At 64.4% G+C, this 23,592-nt stretch carries 21 protein-coding genes; 9 read left to right on the top strand and 12 right to left on the bottom strand.

Annotated elements, in window-relative coordinates; genetic code table 11:
• Positions 1–8: 8 nt before the first annotated feature.
• The 8 genes from RHOOR87_RS20575 to RHOOR87_RS0118750 form a co-directional block, all read right to left on the bottom strand.
• Positions 9–185 carry a hypothetical protein gene (locus tag RHOOR87_RS20575; RefSeq protein WP_155950989.1) on the bottom strand — a complete coding sequence of 59 codons (177 nt, stop codon included), beginning with the start codon at positions 183–185 and terminating at the stop codon, positions 9–11.
• An 84-nt stretch (positions 186–269) separates the two neighbouring features.
• Complete coding sequence (locus RHOOR87_RS19625) at positions 270–1,259, bottom strand: class I SAM-dependent methyltransferase (RefSeq protein WP_196807003.1); 990 nt, start codon at positions 1,257–1,259, stop codon at positions 270–272.
• Between the two features lie 16 nt (positions 1,260–1,275).
• A complete protein-coding gene (locus RHOOR87_RS20140) occupies positions 1,276–2,076 on the bottom strand; it encodes a class I SAM-dependent methyltransferase (RefSeq protein ID WP_196807002.1) in 801 nt (266 codons plus the stop codon).
• Positions 2,073–3,299: a lipopolysaccharide biosynthesis protein gene (locus RHOOR87_RS0118770; protein ID WP_345775222.1), complete on the bottom strand. Its 1,227-nt coding sequence runs from the start codon at positions 3,297–3,299 to the stop codon at positions 2,073–2,075. The genes RHOOR87_RS20140 and RHOOR87_RS0118770 overlap by 4 nt, the downstream gene beginning before the upstream one ends.
• 206 nt (positions 3,300–3,505) lie before the next feature.
• Complete coding sequence (locus tag RHOOR87_RS19535) at positions 3,506–4,615, bottom strand: UDP-N-acetylglucosamine 2-epimerase (RefSeq protein ID WP_051357979.1); 1,110 nt, start codon at positions 4,613–4,615, stop codon at positions 3,506–3,508.
• A gap of 5 nt (positions 4,616–4,620) precedes the next feature.
• A complete protein-coding gene (locus tag RHOOR87_RS0118760) occupies positions 4,621–5,475 on the bottom strand; it encodes a glycosyltransferase family 2 protein (RefSeq protein ID WP_027485885.1) in 855 nt (284 codons plus the stop codon).
• 291 nt (positions 5,476–5,766) lie between these two features.
• Complete coding sequence (locus RHOOR87_RS0118755; protein WP_007513922.1) at positions 5,767–6,162, bottom strand: type II toxin-antitoxin system VapC family toxin; 396 nt, start codon at positions 6,160–6,162, stop codon at positions 5,767–5,769.
• Complete coding sequence (locus RHOOR87_RS0118750) at positions 6,159–6,401, bottom strand: AbrB/MazE/SpoVT family DNA-binding domain-containing protein (protein WP_007513924.1); 243 nt, start codon at positions 6,399–6,401, stop codon at positions 6,159–6,161. Before RHOOR87_RS0118750 ends, RHOOR87_RS0118755 begins: the two co-directional genes overlap by 4 nt.
• 633 nt (positions 6,402–7,034) lie before the next feature.
• Here RHOOR87_RS0118750 and pilB point away from each other — a divergent pair.
• From pilB to coaE, 5 genes are all read left to right on the top strand, one after another.
• Positions 7,035–8,759: a type IV-A pilus assembly ATPase PilB gene (gene pilB, locus RHOOR87_RS0118745; RefSeq protein ID WP_027485884.1), complete on the top strand. Its 1,725-nt coding sequence runs from the start codon at positions 7,035–7,037 to the stop codon at positions 8,757–8,759.
• Positions 8,760–8,901: 142 nt separating this feature from the next.
• A complete protein-coding gene (locus RHOOR87_RS0118740; RefSeq protein ID WP_027485883.1) occupies positions 8,902–10,173 on the top strand; it encodes a type II secretion system F family protein in 1,272 nt (423 codons plus the stop codon).
• 148 nt (positions 10,174–10,321) lie between these two features.
• Positions 10,322–10,714, top strand: a complete 393-nt coding sequence (locus tag RHOOR87_RS0118735) for a DUF559 domain-containing protein (RefSeq protein ID WP_027485882.1) — start codon at positions 10,322–10,324, stop codon at positions 10,712–10,714.
• Between the two features lie 14 nt (positions 10,715–10,728).
• Positions 10,729–11,586, top strand: a complete 858-nt coding sequence (locus tag RHOOR87_RS0118730; RefSeq protein ID WP_027485881.1) for an A24 family peptidase — start codon at positions 10,729–10,731, stop codon at positions 11,584–11,586.
• Complete coding sequence (coaE, locus tag RHOOR87_RS0118725; RefSeq protein ID WP_027485880.1) at positions 11,583–12,203, top strand: dephospho-CoA kinase; 621 nt, start codon at positions 11,583–11,585, stop codon at positions 12,201–12,203. The genes RHOOR87_RS0118730 and coaE overlap by 4 nt, the downstream gene beginning before the upstream one ends.
• Before the next feature lie 122 nt (positions 12,204–12,325).
• Here coaE and RHOOR87_RS0118720 read toward each other — a convergent pair whose 3' ends face one another.
• The 3 genes from RHOOR87_RS0118720 to RHOOR87_RS0118710 all read right to left on the bottom strand — a co-directional run bounded on the left by RHOOR87_RS0118720 (position 12,326) and on the right by RHOOR87_RS0118710 (position 14,151).
• The gene (locus RHOOR87_RS0118720; protein ID WP_027485879.1) at positions 12,326–12,742 is read right to left on the bottom strand and encodes an NUDIX domain-containing protein; all 417 of its coding nucleotides are present in this window, start codon (positions 12,740–12,742) and stop codon (positions 12,326–12,328) included.
• A complete protein-coding gene (locus tag RHOOR87_RS0118715) occupies positions 12,742–13,230 on the bottom strand; it encodes a dihydrofolate reductase (RefSeq protein WP_015447031.1) in 489 nt (162 codons plus the stop codon). The genes RHOOR87_RS0118720 and RHOOR87_RS0118715 overlap by 1 nt, the downstream gene beginning before the upstream one ends.
• A gap of 126 nt (positions 13,231–13,356) precedes the next feature.
• Positions 13,357–14,151 (bottom strand): thymidylate synthase, encoded by a 795-nt coding sequence (locus tag RHOOR87_RS0118710; RefSeq protein ID WP_027485878.1) that lies wholly within the window; start codon positions 14,149–14,151, stop codon positions 13,357–13,359.
• Between the two features lie 91 nt (positions 14,152–14,242).
• On the opposite strand from RHOOR87_RS0118710, the gene RHOOR87_RS0118705 reads away from it, so the two are divergent.
• Complete coding sequence (locus RHOOR87_RS0118705; RefSeq protein WP_027485877.1) at positions 14,243–15,256, top strand: TIGR00266 family protein; 1,014 nt, start codon at positions 14,243–14,245, stop codon at positions 15,254–15,256.
• A 90-nt stretch (positions 15,257–15,346) separates the two neighbouring features.
• Here RHOOR87_RS0118705 and lgt read toward each other — a convergent pair whose 3' ends face one another.
• Complete coding sequence (gene lgt, locus RHOOR87_RS0118700; protein WP_027485876.1) at positions 15,347–16,165, bottom strand: prolipoprotein diacylglyceryl transferase; 819 nt, start codon at positions 16,163–16,165, stop codon at positions 15,347–15,349.
• 226 nt (positions 16,166–16,391) lie between these two features.
• Between lgt and RHOOR87_RS0118695 the strand changes: the two genes are divergently transcribed.
• From RHOOR87_RS0118695 to RHOOR87_RS0118685, 3 genes are all read left to right on the top strand, one after another.
• Positions 16,392–18,362, top strand: coding sequence for a S9 family peptidase (locus tag RHOOR87_RS0118695; RefSeq protein WP_231381840.1), 1,971 nt, complete (start codon positions 16,392–16,394; stop codon positions 18,360–18,362).
• 31 nt (positions 18,363–18,393) lie between these two features.
• Positions 18,394–20,385, top strand: coding sequence for a prolyl oligopeptidase family serine peptidase (locus RHOOR87_RS0118690; RefSeq protein WP_027485874.1), 1,992 nt, complete (start codon positions 18,394–18,396; stop codon positions 20,383–20,385).
• Positions 20,386–20,670: 285 nt separating this feature from the next.
• The gene (locus RHOOR87_RS0118685) at positions 20,671–23,532 is read left to right on the top strand and encodes a TonB-dependent receptor (protein WP_043796088.1); all 2,862 of its coding nucleotides are present in this window, start codon (positions 20,671–20,673) and stop codon (positions 23,530–23,532) included.
• Positions 23,533–23,592: the final 60 nt, after the last annotated feature.

Below are 23,592 nucleotides of genomic sequence, written 5' to 3'. Positions count from 1 at the left end.
TTCCTGGCTCATTCCCAGTAGCCGTAATCATCAATCGTGACTACACCTAGGCGCGACACGAGAGGAAAAGGATGCTGCGAATAAGGCAATACTTGGCTGATGATCCGTTGCTGCCATTCGGGAACATCCGGCATCCAGGTCGACCCTTGCAGCGTGCGCAGCGCGCGCAACCAATGTTTCAACATCGCTTCAATTCCCTGATCACGAGGTCACTTGTGTGTGCTTCGCCAATGTACGCGTACCACCTCGGTCGAGCAATTTGTCCGAGATCAACACACTGGCTTCCTGCACGATGCCTCCACACCGTTCCCTCCGTGAGTGACCTCAATCTCCTCCGCGCCAAGTTCCGTCAGGAAGCGATGAATCTGCGCTGCAGTCCTCCGGTGCTTGTAAACGTCGGTCATAGCATCATGGGTGTCGAGCAGCATCCACTCGTAGTACATCTGTCGGTCGCGCAGACCGAATTGTGGGTAATAGTTGACGATCGGCGTCAATCTGCTGAGCACGAATTGTAGGAACCTCGAATCCCGGAACCGCCAGACCCATGGGAACCACGTGTCGAACACGCGCTTGACCGCTGCGTAACGACGCTCCTTGGGCACTCGCAGGAAATACCAGCGATAGACGAGCCCCGCCACCCCAAATGGCGGTGGCAGATAGTTACGCAACTTCCAGCGGTAATGGTCGAAAACGAGACGACCACCAGGACGCACCCTCGACCACAAGGCCCGTATGCTTTCCTCGGGGTCGGGAGTGTGCTGGATCACCCCGAGGCACAGCACGCAATCATAGCTCTGTCGCGGAAACGGCATTTTGCGAATGTCGGCTTGGACCAAGCTGAGGCGAGGATGGCCGCCGTTGTTCGCCGCGTTTGCAGCCACTGCTGCCGAGAAGTCGAAGGAATCCACCGTGGCGCCGTGCGCAAGCAGCAGCTCTGTGAACCGGCCCGCGCCCGAACCTGCCTCAAGCACCAGTTGCCCTGATAGCGAATCCAGCCCCGTGCGCAAGCAGCGCTGCAATCGGGTAGCTGACAGCGGAATGCCGGTTGCCGAATCCAGCTGGGTCCGAGGGAATCGCAGCCACTGCTCGCCGAATGCACGCGCATAGTTCTCGCTGCCGACGAAACGTGGGATGCCATCCACGACTGGGTATTGCATCCCGCCAGGCGAAGTGCAAGCGGACGCATCGCACCTCAATGGCACTTCGGATTCTGGATCAACGAGGCGGGAATAACTGCAATTCGTCGGCATATTCATCATGATCGGGACCCTAACATCAACGTCTTGGAGCCGGCGTGGCCGCAGCGTGCTCGGGCCGAAGGACATAGACACGGCATGCAGAGCCAAGCCAGCGCGCCAGCGCGACTCGCCGCCCCATCGGCAAGCGTTCCGCCAGAAGCATGCCGCCTGTATAGAACAAGCCGACTGGATAGCTGGCTTCCGTGCGGAAGCCAGCCGCCGCAAACGTCGCACTCCACCAGTGCGCACCATAGTAGTAAGGCTCAGTCAGCGTTGTACCTCTCTCGCCATGGCGCCTCGGCCACAACAGTGCACTCCATGGCCCGATCCTGCGCCGAGAGGGAGCTTGGCCATCGCCTGCGCCCGCACCACCCCGCCGAGAACCACGGCCGCTGAGTACCTGCCATGCCCGCAGCAACACCCACGGATAATGCGCGAACGTGGTCCACCACCGCCACGCCGGGGTGGGCAGTACATGGATGGCCACGCCATCCGGCCCAAGCACCCGATGCATCTCCCGAAGCAGCGTGGCGATATCCGGAACATGCTCGAGTACATTCGAACTGAAGACGACATCGAATATGCCATCCGGCAAGGGCAATGCACGACCGTCGTAATCGATCACCGGGAATACCCTCTGGCTGGCATAGTCGCTGGCAGGTAAATCCACCGCCGTTACCCGGTAGCCCAGCGATTGCAACAAGGCGGCCTGATGGCCGGTTCCCGCACCGAGATCCAGAACCCGGGGTGGGGCCTCACCACGGTCTACCGGTGGAAATTCGCTCAGCACACGATCGAGCTCGAACTCGCGCACTGCGTGCAGATATTCGTTACTCACGCCGTTTCCCAAGGACGGTAAAGAACACGGAAGAACACTCCGCCCCAGATCAGCAACAAAAGAACTGTCTCCGCAGCCAGCAGTGCCTCAACCGCGCCAGCAAGACCTGCTACCGGGGTCCACCAGGCTGCCGTGAACCCCAATACAAGCAAAGCCAGCAGTTCACAACCAAAACGCCAACGTTTCCAGCCAAACCCCAGCAACGCATTGGTGCCCAGTGTACGCACGCAATACATTGGTACGTAGACCGACAGCATCCGTGCAGCAACAAGCGCAGGGCCGAAGCTCGGCCCCAGCAACCACGGCAGCAATCCGGCCGCCCACCACACCACCGCTCCCATCAAGATGCCATAGCCACCCGTTGCCGCAGCCAGTGCCAAAAGCAAGCGCCCTGCCTTGGCACGCCCGGCTCCTGCCCGAAACAAGTGAGGCAGCGCGGCCATCATCAGTGAATCTACCGGCAACACCGCGACGCTGATAAACCGATACGCTGCGACGTAGTTGCCGGCCAATACCTCACCTCCCCAGCGCAACGCGAAGGCTTTGTCCATGGAGCCAAGTGCCAGCCCGCTGGCCTGGATCGCCGAAAATCCGAGCCCTGCCCATACATCGCTTCGACCCAGTCCGCGATCAACATTTGTAATGTTCAGTTCACGCATGCAGATGACGCACGACACAGCTGCGGTTATAGCAGTGGCCAGCAGGTGCAGCCACGCATAGCCTCCAATACTTGCTCCGCCTGGCAGCAAGGCCACCGCGACGACGGCCAGGATCCTCATCACCGAAAGTGCTACAGGGACCGCTGCCGCATGCCCCATCCAGTCGCGTGAGGCATACGCAAATGCTACCTGGGACACGACGGGTGCCAAGACCAGCTCCGATATCGCAACTGCCATCAATAATGGCCAACCGGCGCCCACGAACATTCCATGTGCGACTGCCATGAACATGACGGCCAACCCCGCGCCGCTCCACATCAACACTCGTGATGCTTGCCGCCAGCGATCGGCAAGCAGTTCCGAGGCACGCGCTGCATCCTGATACATTCGCAGCCCCTGCCCCAGACCGGCAAATCCACTCATTGCAAGCGCAAGGGCTATGACGCCCGAGAACGCTCCATAACTGGAAGCACCAAGCTCTCGGGCAAGAAGCAGCACCCAAAGCAGTTGGGCACTCAAACGTGCACCACTCCACAGCATGACTACCGCTGAATTTCGCGCCAAGGCACCGGGGCGATAACTTCTCAAGGCAAAAACCTGGTTGGGCAGCGTTATTGAAAAATGCTCGAGACTTTCTGACGATCCGCGTCATCACAACCAGCCCCGTCGGGAACCAGGGCAGAAATCGGGGTGGGCGCTTACTCAGGTGCACGCGGAGGCTGCTGGAAGCAATGCAGACCAAATTGCCTCCCTCGGCCGGCCTCAGCTCCTCATTTGTTTCCGGTCATGCCGCCTTCGGCAAAAAACCGAGCAATACGATCCGATGGACCGCTCTTCTCAAGCACGTTTGGAGTGCAACGCAACTCTTTGAAGTTGCCGCTTATGATGTAGTCCGCCACACCTTCAGGCAGGTCGCCTTCCAGTACCGCATTCGCGCCAAGACCATCAGGTCGCTCGGTACGCGACCGCATGACAATGACGGGAACGCCCAGCGCAGCCAGCTCTTCCTGATTTGAGCCTCCATCTGTCAGCACACAGGCAGCACCCGCCGCCAAGCGAATGAATTTCCTGTAGCCCATGCGCGGGAGGGTGGTGATGCCGGCGTTCGATACTAGCCGGTCCAGCAATCCTTCCTTGACCAGCCGCCCACGAGTCGCCGGATGCAATACGAACTGGATGTGCAAATGCGACGCCAGTCGCTCGATCAAGCCGACCAACTGCCGCAGCCGCTTCGGTTCATACAGATTTTGGAAGCGATGCAAGGACACGACAAGATAGGGGTTCTCCGCATCCGGAGTGACACTGGCCACCTCGGCAAGTCGCACCGCGTCGATGATTGTGTTGCCTTCCGTGTCTATTACCATGCTGCAGCCACGGCGACGCATATACTCGGCCGAGGCAGCGTTCGGACACATCGCGATATCGGTCATCCGGAAAACCAGTCGTCTGAACAGCTCTTCGGGAAAAGGGTCGAACAACCGACCAGAAGTCAATCCACTCTCCAGATGCACGACACCGACCTTGCATCGACGCGCCGCGAACGAGGCAACGAGTGTCGACAGCGTATCGCCATGAACGAGCACGTAGGTTTTTGTATCAGGCGCTGCAGCATGCGCTCGGAGCTTGCTCTTGATGCCTCGATAGGCCGATGGCGCCCAGCGCAACAGCGAGAAAATCGTGGAACGCTCTGTAGCCTGCACTACCGAAATCTGGGGCGAGGTAATCCCGAACTCATCGATGAGATCTTGCATGGTCTCATGGTGCTGCCCGGTCATCAGCATTAACGATGGGAGGTTTCTCTGCTCGCAGGCCACCATGACCGGCGCAACCTTGATCAGCTGCGCTCGCGTGCCAACAACGAAAACCAGCTTGCCTGACATTTTCCTCACACATCCCGGCGATACGTCAGCGCAGTGATCTGCTCCGACACCAGCCCGATCAGAAACACGATCACCGCAGCGCTCCACATCAGCGTGCTGCCGTTGGTGAGGCGACCTTCGTGCGCGAAGGTCCAGGCGTAGTTGGCGCAGCCGAGCAGGAAGAAAAGGCCGCTCGCCGGCACGAACAGCTTCAGCGGCGAGTACAGCGTGGCGATCTTGAAGATGATCAGCAGGAAGCGTATGCCGTCGCGCAGGGGTTTGATGTGGCTTTTGCCGACGCGCTGTGCCGCCTTGATCGGAATGTAGGCGACCGGGTAGGCGCTCCGGAAGAACGCCATGGTGCTGGTGGTGGGGTAGCTGAAGCCGTTCGGCAGCAGGTGCAGGAACTCGCGGAACTTGTCCGCGCGCACGGCGCGGAAGCCGGAGGTGAGGTCGAGCACGGGGTGACCGGTCATCTTGGTGGCCAGCCAGTTGTACAAGGTGTTGGCGATGCCGCGGCCGACGCCGGCTTGGCTGCCCCAATCGCGGGCGCCCACCACCATGTCGTAGCCCTGCTCCAGCTTTTCCAGCAGGCGGGCGACGTCGGCCGGATCGTGCTGGCCGTCGCCGTCCATGAACACCAGGATGTCGCCGCCGGCGGCACGGGTGCCGCGCTTGATCGCCGCGCCGTTGCCCATCGAGTACGGCGAACTGAGGCAGGTGACGCCGTTGTCCTTGCAGATGCGGCGGGTGTCGTCGGTGGAACCGTCGTCGACCACGATGAGCTCGGCCTCGGGCTGGGCGGCGCGCAGGCGCGGCAGCAGTGCGGCCAGCGCGGGCGCCTCGTTCTTGGCGGGCAGGATGATGCTCAGGCGGTTCAACAGGCGGCTCCCCCGGGTGGAGCGGGGATCATAGCGTGAAGGCCGGGCGCAGGTTGCAGAAGGGGTTGGGCTTTTTGAGGGCTTCATCCAGCGCGGTGGCTGGGCAGCGGGGCGCCTACCCTATCGCGTCAAGTAACTTCGAAAACCCTCGAACGTCCGTCATTCCAACGAAAGTTGGAATCCAGTGCCTTGGCTGTTCAAGGGCTTGGAGTCGCTGAATCCCAGCTTTCGCCGGGATGACGAACAAAAACCGAGTTATTCGAGGTGCCCGTCAGGCAATCCGGCCAGACGTCAGGTGATCAGGCTCATGCCGGCATGTTTGGCGGCACCGCGGTCAAACGTCATGGTGTGTTCGCAGCCGGCGGACGTAGCGGTGCATGCGATCAGGCAGTCGGCAAAATCTGCCTTGGAGTTGCGGTAAACGCGCACTGCTTTCCAGACGACCTCCGCACGCTCCACTATCAACTCCTTGGTGCGTAGCAGGGCTTCCAGTGCTTCGGTGAGCTGCGCGCGGTCCAGGCCATACGCCGCACCCAGCACCCAGGCCAATTCGATCACGGATACGATCGAAATCCAGCCCGGCGCCTCGACGGTCAGCGCGTCGAGCAAGGCCGAGGCCTTGGCCGACTGCGTCGTATCGTCCTGCATGATGTAACGCACCAGGACATTGGTATCCAGGCCGATCATTTCGCCGCCGCACCCGCCGCTGCGATCGCGGCGTTCATCTGCTCGATCGACACCGGTTTGCGCGCTTTGCCGAACATGCCCTTGAGTGCGCTCACGGAGCGCGTGGCAGCGATGAACTCATACCGGCCAGGCTCGATTTCCACAAATTCCACCCGATCCCCGGCACGCACATGCATGGCCTCACGCACGGCAACCGGAATCGTGATCTGGCCCTTGCTGGTAACGCTGGCGGTGGTCATGGCCTTCTCCTTCGAGTTCCTTATATCATTGTAAGGAGCTAGAGATGCGCGATCAAGGTAGCCGGGCGCATCGGCCGTGCTTGCACCGTGCAGATGCGCGGATCACCCAGGAACCGGGCCTAGTGATTGCCTTGTCGGCAACACCATTCCGGCGAGAGCGGCGGGCAGCGCTCGCTCTACCCGCTGCTTCCTCCCCTGCTCGCCCTTCAAAGGACTTCCCATGGTCGCTGGGGAGGGTTGGTGGGGTTGCGTCCGGACGAGAGATCAAGAGCTTTACCCCCTCCTGGCCTCCCCCTGCAAGCAGGGGGAGGGACCAGATATGGAGTTCCTGCACGCAGGGGGAGGGACCAGATATGGAGTTCCTGCACGCAGGGGGAGGGACCAGATATGGAGTTCCTGCACGCAGGGGGAGGGACCGGATATGGGGTTCCTGCGCAGGGAGGGCCCGGCTTGGTGTCCTTGGCTCAAACGGAGAGGGGCCGTGCGGGATGTCTTGACCGATACGGCAAGCGGGCCCGCGAGGTGGGTTTGCGCACTGCGTCAACCTGTGCGGCCCTGCCCACCAACGATGGGTGACCTGCGCGCCGGACTGCGGTAGATTCAACAACATACAGGGGCAAGGTCGAGTAGGTTATGTCATCTCAATTACAGCCGTCGCTCGCGGGCTTGTCCGGCATGGCCCGCCGGTTGGTATCTGAAGGGGTAATGCCCGAGGACGTGGTCCGCAAGGCCATGGTCGACAGCAGCCAGCAGAAGGCCACGCTGGGCGCCAGGCTGCTGGACCGCAGCCTGGTCGACAGCGCCGAGCTGACCCGGATCGCCTCGGCCGAATTCGGCATGCCGATGATGGACGTGGCCACGCTGAACCCGGCCACGATGCCGCTGGACCTGATCAGCGAGGCGCTGATCACCAAGCACCAGGCGTTGCCGCTGTTCCGCCGCGGCAAGCGGCTGTACGTGGGCATCGCCGACCCGATGCAGTCGCATGCGCTGGACGAGATCAAGTTCCACTCCAACTGCATGGTGGAGCCGATCCTGGTGGAGCGTGGCTCGCTGCAGCGGGTGATCGAGAGCCTGCTCAACAACATGCGCAACACCATGCCCGACATGGGCGGCGGCGACCTCGACGAGCTGGACATCGAGGGCGGCGACGACGAGGGCGAGTCGAGCAGCGGCGTCGACGCGAATGCGAACGACGACGCGCCAGTGGTGAAGTTCGTCAACAAGATCCTGGTCGACGCAATCCGCCGCGGCGCCTCGGACATCCATTTCGAGCCGTTCGAAACCCAATACCGCGTGCGCCTGCGCATGGACGGCATGCTGAAGGCGGTGGCCAACCCGCCGATGAAGATGGCCAACCGCATCTCCTCGCGCATCAAGGTGATGGCCCAGCTGGACATCGCCGAGAAGCGCGTGCCGCAGGACGGCCGCATCAAGCTCAACCTGTCCAAGACCCGCGCGGTCGACTTCCGCGTGAGCACGCTGCCCACGCTGTTCGGCGAGAAGATCGTGCTGCGCATCCTGGACGGCTCCTCGGCCAGGATCGGCATCGAGAAGCTGGGCTACGAGCCGAACCAGCAGAAGCTCTACGTCGATGCGATCCACAAGCCGTACGGCATGGTGCTGGTCACCGGCCCCACCGGCTCGGGCAAGACGGTGTCGCTGTACACCGGCCTGAACATGCTCAACACCGCCGAGCGCAACATCTCGACGGTGGAAGACCCGGTGGAAATCCGCGTCGAGGGCATCAACCAGGTGCAGCAGAACGTGAAGCGCGGCATGACCTTCGCCAGCGCGCTGCGCTCGTTCCTTCGCCAGGACCCGGACGTGATCATGGTCGGCGAGATCCGCGACCTGGAGACCGCCGAGATCGCGATCAAGGCGGCGCAGACCGGTCACATGGTGCTGTCCACGCTGCACACCAACGATGCCGCGCAGACCATCTCGCGCCTGATGAACATGGGCATCGCGCCGTACAACATCACCTCGTCGGTGACCCTGATCATCGCCCAGCGCCTGGCGCGACGCCTGCACGATTGCAAGAAGCCGATCGAGCTGCCGCCCAAGGTGCTGCTGGATGCCGGTTTCACCCAGGCCGACATCGACGCGGGGCTGACCATCTACGAGGCCGTCGGCTGCGACAGCTGCAACGAGGGTTACAAGGGTCGCGTGGGCATCTATCAGGTGATGCCGATGCTGGAGGATATCCAGAAGATCATCCTGCAAGGCGGCAACGCGCTGCAGATCGCCGAGGTGGCCAAGGCCGCCGGCATCAACGACCTGCGCGCGTCGGCCCTGCTGAAGGTGAAGCAGGGGCTGACCAGCCTGACCGAGATTGACCGCGTCACCAAGGAATGAGCGGCGGATATGGAACCCCTTTTGCACCGAACTTGCGTCCGACGCCACGGTTTGACGCCGCAAAAATGGCATAAGCTGCACAAATACTGTCTGCCGCCCGCATAGGGCGGCTCCGGGACTGGTCCACTGGGGGAAGATGCGCATGGCCACGGCTACCGCAACGAACATCAACAAGGCGCGCGAGCTCGGGGCCCAGCGCGCCGAAGTCAGCAAGCTGACCACCTACGAGTGGGTGGCGCTGGACAAGCGCGGCAAGCGCATGAAAGGCGACATGCCGGCGAAGAACGCCTCGCTGGTCAAGGCCGAACTGCGCCGCCAGGGCATGAACCCGCAGACCGTGCGCGAGCGCGCCAAGCCGCTGTTCGGCGCCACCGGCAGCACGGTCAAGCCGGGCGACGTGGCCGTGTTCAGCCGCCAGATCGCCACCATGATGGCCTCCGGCGTGCCGATGGTGCAGTCCTTCGACATCATCGCCGACGGCCAGAAGAACATCCGTTTCAAGAACATCCTGCTCGACGTGAAGCAGAACATCGAGGGCGGCGCGGCGCTGCACGAGGCGCTGGCGCGCTACCCGGTGCAGTTCGACGAGCTGTATTGCAACCTGGTGCACGCCGGCGAGACCTCCGGCGTGCTGGATACCGTGCTGGACACCGTGGCGACCTACAAGGAGCGCACGGAGGCGATCAAGAAGAAGATCAAGAAGGCGCTGTTCTACCCGATGATGGTGCTGGTGGTGGTGTTCCTGGTCTGCCTGATCATGCTGTTGTTCGTGGTGCCGGTGTTCGCCAAGACCTTCCAGGATGCCGGCGCGCAGCTGCCGGCGCCGACCCAGTTGCTGGTGACCGCGTCGGAATTCATGCAGAGCTACTGGTGGGTGGTGATCGGCGTGACCGTGGGCGGCGTGGTCGCGCTGGTCGTCGCCAAGAAGCGCTCGGTGAAGTTCGCCCACTTCCTCGACCGCATGGCGCTGAAGATGCCGGTGATGGGCAACATCGTGCGCAACTCGGCGATCGCCCGCTTCGCCCGCACCCTCGGCGTGACGTTCCGCGCCGGCGTGCCGCTGGTCGAGGCGCTGGACGCGGTGGCCGGCGCCACCGGCAGCGTGGTCTACGGCGATGCCGTGAAGCAGATGCGCGAGGACATCTCGGTCGGCCACCAGCTGCAGCTGGCGATGAAGCAGACCGGGCTGTTCCCGAACATGGTGGTACAGATGACCGCGATCGGCGAAGAGTCCGGCGCGCTGGACAACATGTTGTTCAAGGTCGCCGAGTTCTACGAGGAAGAAGTCAGCAACGCGGTCGACACCCTGTCCACGTTGCTCGAACCGATCATCATGGTGGTGCTGGGCACCCTGGTCGGCGGCATGGTGATCGCGCTGTACCTGCCGATCTTCAAGCTCGCCGGCACGTTCTGATTCCTGACGTTGCTGATGCTTGGGGAATCGAGCATCGCGGCAACCCCGCACCCTCTCCCTAAGGGAGAGGGGCTTTCAGAAAACCCGCACCTGCTTTGGAGCCCCTCTCCCCTCGGGAGAGGGGTGGGGGAGAGGGTACGATCCAGCGATGAACCCCAAGCCACCGCTACCCACGCACACGCTCAATACGGCGAAGTCGCTGCGAACCTCCGGCACCGACGCAGAGCACGAGCTGTGGTACCACCTGCGTGCCCGGCGCCTGGATGGACTCAAGTTCCGCCGCCAACATCCCATGCCGCCCTACGTCGCGGACTTTTACTGCGATGAGCTCAAGTTGGTCATCGAGCTGGACGCTTCACAGCACGATGAGCAAAGCGACTCGATCCGTACACAGGCACTGCAGCGCCAGGGCCTGTTTGTGCTGAGATTCTGGGACAATCAGGTATTGCAGGAAACCGGAGCAGTGCTTGAGGCGATCTTGAATTTCGCTCGGCACCGCACCCTCTCCCCCACCCCTCTCCCGACGGGAGAGGGGCTTTAGAGCAAGGCCGACGCATGCCCGAACTTCCCTTTGCCCTGTGGATCGCCCTGGCCGGCGTGCTCGGCCTGCTGGTGGGCAGCTTTCTCAACGTGGTGATCCTGCGCCTGCCCGAGCGCATGGCGGCGGCGTGGCGGCAGGAAGCGCGCGACGTGCTGGAGCTGCAGGCCGATGCCACACCGCTGCCGCCGGGCATCGTGCGCGAGCCGTCGCACTGTCCGCATTGCAAGCATCCGCTGTCGGCGCTGGACAATATTCCGCTGTTCGGCTGGTTGCTGCTGCGCGGACGCTGCCGCTACTGCCAGGCGAAGATCTCGCTGCAGTACCCGCTGGTGGAACTGCTCAGCGGCGTGCTGAGCGCGGTGATGGTGTGGAAGTTCGGACCGTCGTGGGCGGCGCTGGCGGGGCTGGCGCTGACCTGGACGCTGATCGCGCTGTCCGGCATCGACTTCCGCACCCAGTTGTTGCCCGACCAGCTCACCCTGCCGCTGCTGTGGTTGGGCCTGCTGCTGTCGCTGCTGCCGATGTTCGTCACCGCGCCGGCGTCGATCCTGGCCGCGGCGATCGGCTACCTCAGCCTGTGGAGCGTGTACTGGGCGTTCAAGCTGCTCACCGGCAAGGAAGGCATGGGCCACGGCGATTTCAAGCTGCTCGCCGCGTTGGGCGCATGGATGGGGCCAGTGGCGCTGCTGCCGATCATCCTGCTGTCGTCGCTGATCGGCGCGCTGGTCGGCGGCACCCTGATCGCGCTGCGCAAGCATGAGCGCGAGATTCCGATGCCGTTCGGCCCGTTCATCGCCGCCGCCGGCTGGGTCTGGTTCGTGGCCGGCGCGGACCTGCTGCAGGGTTACATGCAATTGACCGGCCTGCGGTGAACGCGCGGCCACGCGCGCTGGTGATTGCCCTGACCGGTGGCGTGGCCGCCGGCAAGACGGCGGTGACGCGGCGCTTCGAGGCGCTGGGCGTGCATGTGCACGACGCCGACGTGGCCGCCCGCGAGGTGATCGAGCCGGGCACGTCGGGGCTGGCTGCGGTAGTCGACGCGTTCGGCGCCGGGGTGCTGGACGATGCGGGCCGGCTGGATCGCGCGGCGATGCGCCGTCACGTATTCGCCGACCCGACGGCACGAAAAACGCTGGAAGCCATCATCCACCCGCGCGTGCGCCAATGGCTGCACGAGCGCGCGCTGGCCGAACGCGGGCCGTATTGCCTGCTGGCGATTCCGCTGCTGGCCGAGAACATCGAGCACTATCGCTGGGTCGACCGCGTGCTGCTGATCGACGCTCCCGAAGCGGTGCAGCTCGCGCGCCTGATCGAGCGCGACGGCATCGACGAAACCCTCGCCAGCCGCATGCTGGCGCACCAGGCCAGCCGCGCCGAGCGCCTGGCCGTGGCCGATGACGTGATCGAGAACAGCGCTGACGAAAGTGCGCTGGACCAGGCCGTCGCCGACCTGCATCGGCGCTACCTGGCCCTGGCGGCCGCCCGGTAGGAGCCCGCTGGCGGGCGGTGCTTTGAAGGCCGGGATGACCAGACGTTCGTCTGTTGAAAGCCGGATTCGGGATTCGCGAAAGCAGGAGCAAGAGCATCGCCCGCGAGCGGGCTCCTACAGGGTCAGGTGTCGCGCATGTCGAGCAGGGCTTGCAGGACCGGCCGATCCGCCGGGGTGAGGATCGCCATGTCCACCAGGCTGGGGAACTGCCATTGCAACGCCTGCCCTTCCAGCGGGCGCGGCTCGCCGGCCCACGCATCGACCCGCCAGGCATCGAGCAGCAGCTCACGCTCGCCATAGTTCCATGGCAGCGCGACCAGCGGCTCGGCGTGTTGCAGCGTGACGCCCAGCTCCTCGCGCAGTTCGCGCGCCAGCGCCGCCACCGGCGCCTCGCCCGGTTCGCGCTTGCCGCCGGGAAACTCCCACAGCCCGGCCAGATGCTTGCCGGGCGGACGCTGCGCCAGCAGCACGCGGCCGTCGGCATCCAGCAGCAGCCCGGCCATCACGTGCATGACCGCGCACGACACGGAAGCAGGCATCAGGCGCTGCGCAGGTATTCGACCATGTCGAAGTCGTAGGCGTGCTCGGCATCGGCCTTGTGGTGCACGCGCGAGACCTCGGTCCACTCGCTGAAGTGCACGCCGGGGAAGAACGCGTCGGCGCCGTCGATCGCGGCGGCCACCCAGGTGAGGTACATGCGGCGCGCGCGCGGCAGCGCTTCGGCGAACACCATGCTGCCGCCGATCACGATCAGGCCGGTGTTGTCGCAACGCGCCTGCGCCTCCTCGATCGAGCGCACGGTGATCTGCCCCGGATACGGCGCCTCGTGACGGCGCGTCAGCACCAGGTTGACCCGGTCCGGCAACGCGCGGCCGATCGACAGCGCGGTGTTGTAGCCCATCAGCACGTTCTTGCCGGTGGTCAGCTGCTTGAACCAGCGCAGGTCGTCGGGCAGATGCCAGGGCAACTGGCCCTTGCGGCCGATCGCGAAGTTTTCGTCGAGTGCGGCAATCAGCGAAATGGCCATGGCAAATCCTTGGAAGGCTGGATGGTCAGTGGGACGGCCGGCGCCCGCGAGCGGTGCCGCCGATGACGCCCGATCTTAACAGGCGGCAACGCCGAGATGCCGGCCTCGCAGATTCCTGCGCCGCGGCTACACGGCCACGGCGGCCTTGATCGCCGGATGCGACTGGTAACCCTCGACCGCGATGTGCTCGTAGCGGAAATCGAAGATCGAGCGCACCGCCGGATCGAGCTGCAGCCGCGGCAGCGGCAGCGGTTCGCGGCCCAGCTGCAGCCGCGCCTGTTCGCGGTGGTTGTTGTACAGGTGGGCGTCACCCAGCGTGTGCACGAAGTCGCCCACACCCAGGCCGCAGACCTGCGCCACCATGTGGGTGAGCAGCGCGTAGCTGGCGATGTTGAACGGCACGCCGAGGAAGATGTCGCCGGAGCGCTGGTACAGTTGGCAGCTGAGTTTTCCGTCCGCCACGTAGAACTGGAACATGGTGTGACAGGGCATCAGCGCCATCTTCGGCAACTCGCCCACGTTCCAGGCGCTGACGATCAGCCGGCGCGAGTCCGGGTTGCGCCGGATCTCGTCGACCACCCAGGCGATCTGGTCGACCGTGCCGCCGTCGGCGGTGGGCCACGCGCGCCACTGCTGGCCGTAGACGGGGCCGAGGTCGCCGTTCGCGTCGGCCCACTCGTCCCAGATGCGCACGCCGTGTTCTTTCAGGTAGGCGATGTTGGTGTCGCCGCGCAAGAACCAGATCAGCTCGTGCACGATCGACTTGAGGTGCAGCTTCTTGGTGGTAACCAGCGGAAAGCCTTCGTTGAGGTCGAAGCGCATCTGCCAGCCGAACACGCTGCGCGTGCCGGTACCGGTGCGGTCGGTCTTTTCGGTGCCATGGTCGAGGACGTGGCGGAGCAGGTCGAGATAGGCGTGCATCGGTGGATTCTAGCCCGCGGGGCATGACAAGGGTCACTCCCGCCATGCGCTTGCCCGCCCTAGACTCGGGCCTTTCACCAGGAGATGGACCATGGCGCAGTGGTTTTTCAGCTACGGCAAGAACAGCGATCGGATCGGCCCGCTCGACGACGCCGCGGCACGGGCGCAGGCACAGCGCCAGCCGGACGGCTACTGCTGGTGCGAGGGCTTCGCCGAATGGAAGCCGATCCGCAGCGTGGCCGAGTTCGGCGGCACGCCGCTGGCGCCGCCACCGATCCCGCCGGCGATGGGCAGCGGCCGCGCCGACGAGATCGACTATCGCATCGTCGGCACCGACATGCAGTTCGTCGAGATCGAGCTGGACCCCGGCGAAAGCGCGATCGCCGAGGCTGGCGCGCTGATGTACAAGGAAGCCGCGGTGCAGATGGACACCGTATTCGGCGACGGCTCCAGCGGCGGCCAGAGCGGCGGCGGCCTGATGGACAAGCTGCTCTCCGCCGGCAAGCGGGTGATCACCGGCGAGAGCCTGTTCACCACAGTGTTCACGCATGCCGGCCAGGGCAAGGCCAAGGTGGCGTTCGCCGCGCCCTACCCCGGCACGGTGATGGCGATGAAGCTGTCCGACCACGGCGGCCGGCTGATCTGCCAGAAGGATGCGTTCCTGGCCGGCGCACGCGGCGTGCAGCTGGGCATCTTCTTCCAGCGCAAGATCCTCACCGGCCTGTTCGGCGGCGAGGGCTTCGTCATGCAGAAACTCGAGGGCGACGGCTGGGTGTTCGTGCACGCCGGCGGCACCGTGGTGCAACGCGAGCTGCAGGCCGGCGAGCGGCTCGACGTGGACACCGGCTGCGTGGTCGCCTTCCACGACACGGTGAATATGGACGTCAAACCCGTCGGCGGCATCAAGAGCATGTTGTTCGGCGGCGAAGGCGTGTTCCTGGCCACGCTGACCGGGCCGGGCACGGTGTGGCTGCAGTCGCTGCCGTTCTCGCGCATGGCCGGGCGCATGCTGGCGGCGGCGCCGCAGGGCGGTGGCCAGCGCCGCGGCGAAGGATCGATCCTCGGCGGCCTGGGCGACATCCTCGGCGGCGACCGCAACTTCTGACCACCCGGCGCGGTAGGAGCCCGCTTGCGGGCGATGCTTTCGATGTATAGCGAGAAGAGCATCGCCCGCGAGCGGGCTCCTACGAAGAACTCAGGCGCGCGCAGCCAGCGGCAGCGTGGGTGCGCGACGCGACATCGCCAGCAGTACCAGCCCGACTGCGATCAGCGGCAGCGACTGCATCTGTCCCATCGTCACCCACTGGGTACCGAACAGGTAGCCGAGCTGCGGGTCGGGCACGCGCACGAATTCCACCGCGAAGCGGAAACAGCCGTACAGCAACGCGAACAGGCCGGACACCAGGTAACGCGGCCGCGGCTTCAGCGAGACCAGCCACAGCACCACGAACATCAGCACGCCCTCCAGCAGCATCTCGTACAGCTGCGAGGGATGCCGCGGCAGCCGGTCCGGCGCCTGCGGAAAGATCATCGCCCACGACACGTCGCTGGGCTTGCCCCACAGCTCGCCATTGATGAAGTTGCCGAGCCGTCCCAGCCCCAGCCCGATCGGCACCAGCGGCGCCACGAAGTCGATGGTGTCGAAGAAATGCAGCTTCTGCTTGCGTGACCACCACCAGCCCGCCGCGAGCACGCCGAGCAGGCCGCCATGGAAGCTCATGCCGCCATCCCACACCTTGAACAGGGTCTGCGGCGCGGTCCAGATCCAGTCGATGTCGACGTAGAACAGCATGTACCACACGCGCCCGCCCACGATCACGCCGAGCATGCCGTAGAACAGCAGGTCGCCCAGCGCATCGCGGCTGACCGGCAGGCGCCCCTGCCGTCGACGGTATTCGCCCAGCACCGCCACGAAGAAAAAGCCGAGCAGGTACATCAGGCCGTACCAGTGCACCTGGATCGGGCCGAGGTGGAAGGCGACGGGATCGAAATCGACGACGTAAGGCTGGGACATGGCGACCGCGCTGACAGGCAAAGGTCAAGTGTAGCGGGACGCCGGAACGGGCGGCGGCCTCTTCCGTCACGGCTTTCGCAACCACTAGAATCCCCGCTGATCGTCCGCACTGGGGAGTTTGGACGAGGATCGCGCATCCGCCCCGCCGGGGGATGTCCGCATCCAGCCCGACCACCTTGCTCCAGGCGGCCGGACTTATTGCATGGAGCTTCAGGGGAGAAAACCGATGTCTTGCTGTCTTGCGCGGACCATGCTGTCCGCTGCCTGTCTGTTGTTGCCCGCCGCGGCCGTAGCGGCCGATCTGGTACCGGTGGAGGACTTCGCGCGTCACCCGCTGTTGACGATGCCGCGGCTCTCGCCGAATGGGCAGTACCTCGCCGTGAACATGAATGACCCCGGTGGCGATTCGCACATGCTGGCCGTCTACAAGGTGGACGACATGAAGCAGCCGGTGAGCATGCTGCGCCTGCCGAAATACGAGATTGCCGCCGATATCACCTGGGTCAGCAATACCCGGCTGGTAGTGGACAAAGGCAAGATGTACGGCTCGATCGACAAGCCTTTCCTGACCGGTGAAGTCATCGCCACCGATCTGGACGGCAGGAATCAGGACTATCTCTACGGCCGCGACAGCCTGAGGTACGGCTCGCGTGCCGCCACGCGTGGCACCGATCGGGGATGGGGCTTCGTCGAAAGCAAGCCACTGCCAGCCAATGGCCACTTCTACATGAGCACGCAGAGTTGGGAGAACACCGGTACCAGCACGCTGTACGACGTTGACGCAGGCAAGAACACCCGTCATCTGATCGGCCAGATCAGCGTCGGCGGCATGAGTTTCATGGTCGGTGCCGATGGCAAGGCCCACTTTGCTTACGGGCGCAACGACAACTACGACTACGTCGTCTACCAGCAGCAGGCAGCAGGCTGGGCCAAGATGACACCCGCCCAGGTTGGCGGCAGCTTCACACCGATCTTTTTCACCCCGGACAAACAAGGGATCTACGCCGAGTACAACGCTGGCGGCGGTCCGACTGTGCTGGTGGCACAGGACGAGAACGGCGACAACCGCAAGGTGCTCGCCAGCGACGGCTTCAGCAGCATCGGCGATATCGAATGGACGGCTTGGCCGTACCAGCCGTTCGCCACGGCACCGGCCACCGGCGTGCCCAAGGTCAGTTACCTCGATCCGAACCTGCCCATGGCAAAACTGCATCGCGCGTTGAGCCTGAAATTCCCCGGCGACTACGTCCACTTCATCGACTCCAGCGAGGATGGCGGCAAGGTGCTGTTCGAGGTCAGCAGTGACCGCGATCCGGGAACCTACTACCTGATCGATACGCACCACTACAAGGTGCTCAAGCTGTTCGCCACGGCGCCGTGGATCGATCCAGCCAGGATGGCCGAGCGTCGTCCGCTGCACTTCAAGGCCAGCGACGGCATGGAGCTGGAAGCGATCCTGACGATTCCGAAGGGCGCCAGCCAGACCAACCTGCCAATGATCCTGCTGCCGCACGGTGGCCCGATCGGCGTGCAGGACGACTGGTCTTACGACAACGGCGCCCAGTTCCTCGCCAGTCGTGGCTATCTCGTGCTGCAGGTGAATTACCGCGGCTCCAGCGGCCGCGGCGAGGACTTCAAGGAGGCCGGTTACCTGAAGTGGGGCACCCGCATCCAGCAGGACCTGATCGACGGCGTGAAGTGGGCGATCGCTGAGAAGTATGCCGACCCGCAGCGCATCTGCGTCTACGGCGGCAGCTTCGGCGGCTACTCGGCGATGATGACCACGATCCGTGCGCCGGGCCTGTTCAAGTGCGCGGTGGGCTACGCCGGCGTCTACGACCTGAAGATGATGTACAAGAAAGGCGATGTCCGCGAAAGCAAGTCAGGCCGCAGCTACCTGAACACGGTCATCGGCAAGGACGACGCCGACCTCGACGCCAACTCGCCCGACAAGCTGGCCGACAAGATCGACGTACCGGTGCTGCTGGTCCACGGCGAAGACGACAAGCGTGCGCCGTTCGCGCAGGCCAAGGCGATGCGCGCCGCGCTCGACGCCGCGCACAAGCCGTACGAGTGGCTGAGCAAGCCGGGCGAGGGCCACGGCTTCTACGACGAGAAGAACACCATCGAGTTCTACAACCGGCTGCAGGCTTTCCTGGAGAAAAACATCGGCCCCGGCGCGTCAGGGACGCGGTAGTCATCGGACAGAACCTTGCCAAGGAGCAACCATGATCATCAAGCATATCCATCGGCTGATACTGTGCGCGGCATTCGTCCTGCTCGCGCCCGTGGCCGCCCACGCCAGCGAAATTCCCTACCGGGATTTCGCGCGGCATCCGCCACTGACCCATCCGGTGATTTCGCCCGACGGCAAGCACCTGGCCGTGTCGGTCCACAACGAAGATGGCAGCTACCAGCTCGGCGTGCTGGCGCTGCCGGACCTGAAGCCGGTCAGTCGCCTGAACATGGCCCCGCGCACCCTGCCCATCGGCATCACCTGGGTCAGCAACACGCGCCTGGTGATGGGGCTGGGCGAGGAAAGCGGCACGCTCGAGGCGCCGCAGGGCACCGGTGAGGTGGTGGCTGTCGACTTCGACGGCTCGCACAAGCGCGTGCTCTACAGCTGGCGCGTGCGCGACACCAAGGGCACGAACATGAACATCCTGAGCATGGTACGCGGTGCCGGCTTCATCGCCGGCACGCCGCACCAGCTCAACGGCCATGTCTACATCAGCGTCAGCCCGTTCCGCACGCATGCCAGCAGCGGCTCCCGCGACAGCGGCCAGAGCCTGATCTACGACGTCGAGACCGACAGCGGCCACGCCACGCTGATGGGCCGGATCGACGAGGCCGGCATGAGCTTCGTGCTGCACGACGACGTGGCCCGCTTCGCCTACGGCAGCAACCAGGACGACCCCTACCGCATCGACGTCTACCGCCGCGAGAATGCCGACAGCCCGTGGCACAAGCTCCCGGCCAGCATCACCGGCAAGCGCCTGGTGCCGATCCACATCAGCGCCGACGGCAAACACCTCTACTCGCTGTACAGCGCCGACGGCGGCCCCGACCAGCTGGTGGTGAGCAACCTCGACGGCAGCGCGCGCAGGGTGCTGGCCGGCGACGATTTCGCCGCGGTGGACGACGTGCTGTGGACGCCCTATCCGTACCAGCCCTACGGCGTGGTGTTCGGCGCCGGCAAACCACGTATCCAGTACCTCGACGACAGCATCTACGCGCAGATCAGCCAGGCTCTCGCGGCCAAATTCCCGGACGAGTTCCTCACCGTCGCCAGCGCCAGCCAGGACGGCATGCAGCTGATCATCGGCGCGCACAGCGACCGCGACCCCGGCACCTACGCACTGTTCGATCGCAGCAGCATGAACCTGCAGCCGCTGTTCCGCAGCCAGCCGTGGATCGACCCGCAGCAGATGGTGCCGCGCCAGCCGATCAAGTTCACCGCCAGCGACGGCACCCAGCTGGCCGGCTTCCTGACCATGCCGGCCAACAGCGCCGGCAAGCCGATGCCGCTGGTGCTGCTGCCGCATGGCGGGCCGATCGGCGTGGCCGACTCGTGGGGCTACGACCCCTGGTCGCAGTTCCTGGCCAATCGCGGCTATGCGGTGCTGCAGGTCAACTACCGCGGCTCGGGTGGCCGCGGCACCGACTTCGAGCACTCCGGCTACAAGCAATTCGGCAGCGGCATCCAGCAGGACCTGATCGACGGCGTGAACTGGGCGATCAGGCAGGGCTACGCCGACGCGCGGCGCGTGTGCGTGTTCGGCGCCAGCTTCGGCGGCTACTCCTCGCTGATGGCGCCGATCCGTGCACCGGGCATGTTCAAGTGCGCGGTGGACTACGCCGGCGTATCGGACTACGCCATCGAGCTGCATCGCAGCGACACCCGCCGCTCGGCTGGCGGCCGCAACTACTTCATGCAGGCCATCGGCACCGACGACGACACCATCCGCGCGATCTCGCCGATCTACCACCTGGACAAGTTCAACATCCCGGTGCTGATCATCCACGGCAAGGACGACCCGCGCGTGCCATACGAGAACGCCACCGAGCTGCGTGCGGCGCTGGACAAGGCCGGCAAGCCGTACGAATGGCTGGTGCGCGACAAGGAGCAGCACGGCTTCTACAGCGAGGAAAACAACATCGCCTTCTATGAGGCACTGCAGGCCTTCCTCGACAGGCACATCGGCAAGGGCGCGCACTGACGCAAGCCCGCTGCCTCGCCGGCCATCCGAGAAGCCGCCTTCGAGCAAGGCGGCTTTTTTTGCACCCGCACCACCGCCGGAGAGGCCCCGACCAAGCGGCCAAAACCGCTCGGCGAAGGGCATCTGCAAATTGTTGCGGGCACGTGAACCTTACGTTATGGTCGAGCTCGTGCGCCCCTGCCCGGTCTCGGGCATGGCGTCACAAAGGGACGGCGGAGGAAATCCCGCCAAATACCTGCGACTGGGGAGGCCGCAGGCATTTCTGCCACACAAAAGGGGAAATTCATGCACCGCAAGCTTCTTGCAGGCGCTATCTGCGCCTCGCTGTCACTGCCGTTGTGGGCAAGCTCCGCGCACGCGCCAAACCAGGCCGACAGTCAAGCCGACCAAGCCACTACACAGGCCAGCCAGCAGGACACCAAGGCCGACAAGAAAGAGGCCACCAAGCTGCAAGGCATCCAGGTCACCGGCTCGCTGCTGCCGCGCGCACAGATCGAAACGGCCACGCCGACCATCCAGATCACCGCCGAACAGATCACCAAGCAAGGCTTCACCACTGTCGCCGAGGCCTTGCAGGCGCTGCCGCAAGCCACCGGCTCGGTGCAGGGCGCGCAGTTCTCCGGCGGCTTCACCCAGGGTGCGCAGACGATCAGCCTGCTCGGCCTCGATCCCGGCTTCACGCTGTTCCTGATCGACGGCAAGCCGATGGCCGACTACCCCCTGCTGTACAACGGCTCGGGCAACTTCGTGGACATCGCCACCATCCCGATGGCGATGGTCGACCACATCGACATCGTGCCGGGCAACCAGTCCGCGATCTACGGCTCCAGCGCGATCGCCGGCGTGGTCAACATCATCCTCAAGCAGCACGTCGAAGGCGTCACCATGAATCTGCGCGGCGGCGGCTTCAGCGAGGGCGGCGGCGGCAGCCAGCGCTTCCAGCTGACCGGTGGCCACGACTGGGAGAAGGCCAAGCTGACCTACAGCGTGGAGCTGCGCAACCAGCGCCCGATCTACCGCTACCAGCGCCGCTGGTTCGACTCCAACAATGACCGCCCCGGCTTGCCGGCCGGCGCATCGCGCCCGGCCCTGGACTACCTGCTGCAGGATCTGTTCCACAGCCAGATCGGCACCGACCGCTTCTTCGTGCCGGGCGGGCAGGCCAGCTGCGACCGCGTCGCTTCCGGCTTCGGCAACACCACGGTATACGCCACCGACGCGGCCGGCCGCGGCCACTTCTGCGGCAGCCCGAACTCGCCGGCCTACTCCACCATCATGAACGGCTCGAAGGCAGGTACCGGCTACCTGAACTTCTCCTACGACATCACGCCGAACACCCAGTTCTACGCGAACGCGCTCTACAACGTGACCAAGTCCGACTACTACGTCGGCTCCAACTACACCTGGTGGGGCTCTGGCGTGGACCTCGGCCCAATCTACGCCAACAATGTCGACAACGGCTCGGCGCTGGACGGCCCCGGCACGTTTGTCTCGACCCAGTACACCATCGACAGCTCGGCCGCCGGCATCGGCAACCTCGCCAACGAGAAGGACCTCAATCGCTCCTACGTGGCCAACATGGGTTTCCGCGGCACGTTCGGCGACTCCGACTGGGGCTACGACGCCTACTACCACCGCTCCGACAACGTGATCACCACCCGCCAGTTGCACCTGGTGGCCAACAAGGTCGACAACTACTTCCTCGGCGACCAGGTGGGCTGGGATCCGGTGTTCGATGCCTACCCGGCATACAACCTGAATCTCGATCGTTTCTACTCGCTCATGTCGCCGGCAACCTATCGCTCGCTGAGCGAACAGATTCGTACGCGTTCGCACACGTACACCCAGGAAGTGACCGGCACGGTTACCAACACCAATCTGTTCGATCTACCCGGCGGCTCCGCCGGCCTCGCCGTACTGCTGCAGTACGGCGACCAGAAGTGGGAGAACCCCACCGACCAGCGCCTGATCGACGGCTACTTCTGGGGACTGACCGGCACCCAGGGCACCGGCAAGCGTGATCGCTACGCCGCCGCCACGGAGTTGAGCCTGCCCATTACCAGTTGGCTGACCGCCAGCACCTCGCTGCGCTACGACACCTACAAGGCCGCCGGCCGCACGGATTCCAAGGTCACCTACAAGGCCGGCCTGGAACTGCGCCCGATCGACACGCTCCTGATCCGCGGCACCTACGCCACCGCTTTCCGTGCTCCGGACATGGCGGGCCTGTTCCAGGGAGAGAGCGGCTTCTACACCAACGTGGTCGATTACTACCGCTGCCGCCTGGCCAACGGCGACAACTTCGACGTCGACACCTGCAGCTACAACAACGAGCAGGTATTCGGCACGCAGGCCGGCAACAAGGACTTGAAGAACATCACCGCCAAGTCGCTGACCGGCGGCATCGTCTGGTCGCCATCGGACAAGTTCAACATCCACGCCGACTACTACCGGATCACCATCAGCGACGAAGTGTCCCAGCGCAGCATCAACGGCATCATGTCGCTGGAGGCGGACTGCCGGATCGGCCATACCGTGGGCGGCTCACCGGTGGACATCAACTCGCCCCGCTGCGTCGAGGCGCTGGCTCTGGTCGACCGCAACAACCCGTCCAATCCGCTGCAGTCCGGCATCAACAGCGTCCACACCTATCCGATCAATATTTCCAACGAACGGGTTACCGGCATCACCGCCGGCGCCCAGTACCGCTGGGATGCGGGTCAGGCGGGCGACTTCACGTTCGGCGCCGATTACAACGTCACCCTGGACCACACCTATCGCCAGTATCCCGGCGATCCGACCCTCGATCTGCTGACCTACCGCACCTTCCCGCGCGAGTTCAAGCATCGCGAGAGCGCCACCATCAACTGGAGCAAGGGACCGCTGAGCGCGACCTTGTACGGTCTGCGGGGGGGGCCGACGATGAACTTCAAGCAGACGGGTACGGTCGGCCCGTGGATCACCTACAACGCCAGCGTGGCGCTGCAGGTCAACGACGAGGTCAAGGTATCGCTGATCTCCAACAACCTGCTCAACAAGCGGCCGCCGCGCGACAGCACCTACACCTCGTACCCGTACTACGACGGCTTCAACTACAACGGCTACGGTCGCTCGATCTTCGCCGAGCTGGAGTGGAAGATGTTCTAGGCATCGCGACGTGGACCAAGGGGCCGGCATCTGCCGGCCCTTTTTTTTGTGCGGCATCCA

The organism is Rhodanobacter sp. OR87 (genome assembly GCF_000473345.1).
Lineage (GTDB): Bacteria > Pseudomonadota > Gammaproteobacteria > Xanthomonadales > Rhodanobacteraceae > Rhodanobacter > Rhodanobacter denitrificans.
This window is presented reverse-complemented; position numbering and strand designations above follow the sequence as displayed.